Origin of the sequence: Bartonella sp. AP258QHHD (genome assembly GCF_042196145.1) — a bacterium.
Taxonomy (GTDB): Bacteria; Pseudomonadota; Alphaproteobacteria; order Rhizobiales; family Rhizobiaceae; genus Bartonella.
Window position 1 is genome coordinate 1 of the sequence record NZ_JBHIPR010000009.1, and the last position, 3,536, is coordinate 3,536.

The following is a 3,536-nucleotide window of genomic DNA, read 5'->3' on the forward strand; positions in this document are numbered from 1 at the left end:
CTCTTCACTAGGCTTGCCTATTCTCATGAATGAAATGCGCTTGCCTCCTAAGGCTAGGTTACGCGTATTTTCAACTGCTGTAAAAACTCTCTCAGCAACACCATAAAGCCTGCTTTCTAAATCACGACAATACTGCGCTAGATCAGCGCATGAGGGCACAAATGTTGTGGACATGCCTTTTGCTTCACCACGTATAAGATTTTTAACAGCTTGCAATAAAGACCAGAGTGAAATGCCGTTAAGAGCTGCGATATAAGCCTTTGCACGCGCTTCTACATTCGAAACTTTTTGCATTGTCAAACCACCTTCAAGCACATCAAGAGCCTCTGCTATGTCTTCAACAGACGCTTTCACGGTAAGTAAGTTTTGAACAGTCTGATAAGCTTCTAAAGCTTGTTTCTCTAGGGTTTTTGTCAATTGAATGCCATTTCTCAAGGTCCATGGGAACTCCAGAGTTACACATTGCTCTATCTGTTGCACGGTATCTTGTAGAGGCGTCACTAAGCTGTGTTGCACCGATAAGATTACGGATTGTCTCTCCGGTACCACCACGAGTTCTTTGATCTTTTGAAAAGTTTCCATTGTTTCCACCATTGTTGTTCGTGTTTTTTGTTTTTTCTAAAACCTCGATAGCCTTTCGCACCCAGTTTCTCCATGTTGCTTGCCAATCACGTTTGATAGCATTCTTTCCTGCACAGGCTTTCCAATAATCTCGAAACTTTGCAATTTCGACTTTGACGCGCTCTGGAGGCAAGCCCTCTGCAATGGCAAAATCGTAATCCGGTTCAAAATCCGTAGGCAATCGACAACCGCGATTAGCTTGCGCTCGTTTTGCTTTTTTGGGAACGTTCTCTTGCTCGTGAATGGGAGGTTGGTTGTCTGATGATGTTGTGATTTGCTCTGATGTGGTCTCAACAGCAGCAACCTCTGTTGGCTCGTCAACCTGTTCGTTTGTTTCTAAACTTTCAGAACCAATTTCTTTTTTTGCTAAAACGTTAGTTTTAGTTTTTTTATATATATTCTTATTCTGGTTCTTTATAGCTTGATTTTGCTTAGCGTTTGCTTCAGCAAAAAAACGTTTTGCTTGTCATTTGCTTCAGCAAAATTATTAACATGTTGTTTTGTATTATTTTTTGCTTGTGCACCTTTTTTACCAGCCTCACTACGAACTTGCGATATGTGCTCTTTTTTATCAGCAAAATCGTTCAGCTCTTCTTCAACGCGCGTATTCCACAATCCATTATCTGTCTCAACAAGTTTATCATTCCTCATTAAGTATTCGACAATAGCTGCAAATTTTTTCTGCGAACAATTGCAAGCACGTGCAAGCGTTTCAAAATCTTCTTTAATTGGTGCTTTTTTATCGTACATGCGAACGAGAAGCGTCATATAAGCGCCCCTTTGCTCTAACGTCATTCCATCTGTACCACTTATCCAGTCATACAAATGGAATCTTATCCATGGCATACCATTAGACATGCGCGCCCCCTTCTTTCATTAAATATAAATTAGTGATCATAATCCCCCCTTAAGATTGTTGTGTGTTTATGCGTGCATCATGACAAAGCGTGTTGTGATTGCCTGTCTTGAAAAAAATTTGTAAAAAAGTACCCTTTCAACGATTCTAAAAAAGTGGGGAGAGTTATGATGCAAGAATGGATAAAGATATTTCTTACAGGTTTTTTGTCATTTATTGCATCTCTTTTAGTGGCTCTTATTTTAAGAAATAAAAACCGTAAAGAAGCAGACAAAGTCCGCCAAAAAGATTTAGACAATATAGAAAGGCAATTAGAACAGCTAAAAAAACAAGCTGAAGCCGCAAAAGAGCACGTCTCCATTTTATGGGCAGAAAAACAAATACGAGACTTAGGTCCAAAGTTGAAGGTTACTATGAAAGAGTCAACAGCATACAAATATGACAAAGACTTCTTCATAGAGGTAAATGGCATCATAAAAAATCCTACAGAGCAAACAATGAGAATAAATAATTTTCGGTTATATAACGAAAACCCATTTGCGTTTGATAAAGGTGCTCTTTTGGGAAGATATCCAATGCATTTAGAACCAGAAAATGAAAAGTATATACCCTTAAAAAGTCTTTTTGTAGCAGATTTAAAAACACAGGAGATCTTCGATTTTTTTAATTTAGATGCATCTGAAGAAACAGAATTTTCTTTCACAGTTCGCCACCTAAAACCAGATATCGTAAGCACACCAATTTTTATCATTGAACACACTTCATCAAATCATGCAGAAGAAATACTTGAAACTACTTTTTGGCCCAGCTTTTTACTGCCACTCGAGGAGAGTAGTCTTAAAAGCGGTTAATTTTTTCCATTAAATCTTTTTGTGTTTGAATTAAATCTTTTTGTTTACGTATTATGTTTTCCATTATTTTATCTGTCTCTTTTTCATGCGTTTCCGTCATTTTATAAAAGTAAAAGCCAGCAAAAAACATGATTACATTGACTATAAAAAGCACAATCATCGCTGCGAAATTGTCCATTTTTATTTTCTTTCTTCATATTGAGATTGCAACATTTCATTTTGTTCACATGGCTTCATGCAAACAGTGGAACCCTTGACAAAAGAAGGCGTTGGAGGAGATTGTTCATTCCATAACGCTTCGAGAAGATATGCAACGGCTCCTCTTGAAGGAACACCATATTTTTCCCAACGCCATACTGTTGACTTGTTGACGCCTAACCGTACTGCCATTTCTTTCAGAGTTAAATTCAGATTTTTACGTAACTGTTTTACTGCTATTTTTCCCATAAAAAATAATATGCATTATGAGTACTTAAAAGTCAAGTCGAAATGCATACCAATTATATGCAATATGAATATATTAAGGAGATAAAAATGCTTAGTAACACGATAGACCAATCTGCTAGATTAATAAAAGCGCGTTTAGCGCGTGGTTTTAGAAGTGCTAAAGAAGCAGCTAGATATTTTGGCTGGAACTACTCTAGCTATATACAGCACGAACAAGGATTAAGAGGAATATCACGGGCATCTGCGAAATATGCAAAAGCATTTAGAATTAGTGAAGGATGGTTATTAACTGGAGAGGGAGAAGGCCCCTCCTTTCCAATTCCTGCCACAAAACAAACTGTTGATGAGCAAATTATTAATCTACTGCAAAAAACAACTCAACCAGATAAAGAAACAATTCTTCACCTTTTAAATCGCCTGCATGCAGAAGAAAAAAAATAAAAGCTTTTTTTCTTTCATTACTAAATGTAGAAACCAGATGCATTATTTTGTTATCTAATTCTATATCACTTTTTATTGTTTTCATAACCATTCACCTTCCCCTTTCATGAGAATCGTCATTTAGAAAAAATCTTCTTACAAGATTTTTATACCGTTAAAAATAAAATACACATAACGCATATTTTATTGTTGACAAGTATGCATTATGCGTATTATATATATTCCATAAACCACGCACAAACAATCGCCAAGAGGCGTTAGGGAGGAAAAATTATGGATAAGCCAATTCTTATAAATTCTGATGAAATCTTATTAGTTGT

5 protein-coding genes and 1 pseudogene are annotated in these 3,536 nt (G+C 36.5%); 2 read left to right on the plus strand and 4 right to left on the minus strand.

Annotated features, from left to right (window positions below; all coding sequences use genetic code 11):
• Positions 1–354: hypothetical protein (locus ACFIMM_RS00890; protein ID WP_375692574.1), on the minus strand; the 354-nt coding region annotated here is incomplete at its 3' end.
• Positions 338–1,479, minus strand: a pseudogene (locus ACFIMM_RS00895) (YdaU family protein). The gene ACFIMM_RS00890 and the pseudogene ACFIMM_RS00895, both read right to left, overlap by 17 nt.
• 165 nt (positions 1,480–1,644) lie before the next feature.
• Between ACFIMM_RS00895 and ACFIMM_RS00900 the strand changes: the two are divergent.
• Positions 1,645–2,328 carry a hypothetical protein gene (locus ACFIMM_RS00900; RefSeq protein WP_375692575.1) on the plus strand — a complete coding sequence of 228 codons (684 nt, stop codon included), beginning with the start codon at positions 1,645–1,647 and terminating at the stop codon, positions 2,326–2,328.
• Here ACFIMM_RS00900 and ACFIMM_RS00905 read toward each other — a convergent pair.
• Positions 2,315–2,506, minus strand: a complete 192-nt coding sequence (locus ACFIMM_RS00905) for a hypothetical protein (RefSeq protein WP_375674608.1) — start codon at positions 2,504–2,506, stop codon at positions 2,315–2,317. The genes ACFIMM_RS00900 and ACFIMM_RS00905 overlap by 14 nt on opposite strands.
• Positions 2,507–2,508: 2 nt before the next feature.
• Positions 2,509–2,775 (minus strand): helix-turn-helix domain-containing protein, encoded by a 267-nt coding sequence (locus tag ACFIMM_RS00910; protein WP_375674606.1) that lies wholly within the window; start codon positions 2,773–2,775, stop codon positions 2,509–2,511.
• A gap of 87 nt (positions 2,776–2,862) precedes the next feature.
• Between ACFIMM_RS00910 and ACFIMM_RS00915 the strand changes: the two genes are divergently transcribed.
• Complete coding sequence (locus ACFIMM_RS00915; protein WP_004859838.1) at positions 2,863–3,216, plus strand: helix-turn-helix domain-containing protein; 354 nt, start codon at positions 2,863–2,865, stop codon at positions 3,214–3,216.
• Positions 3,217–3,536 lie beyond the last annotated feature (320 nt).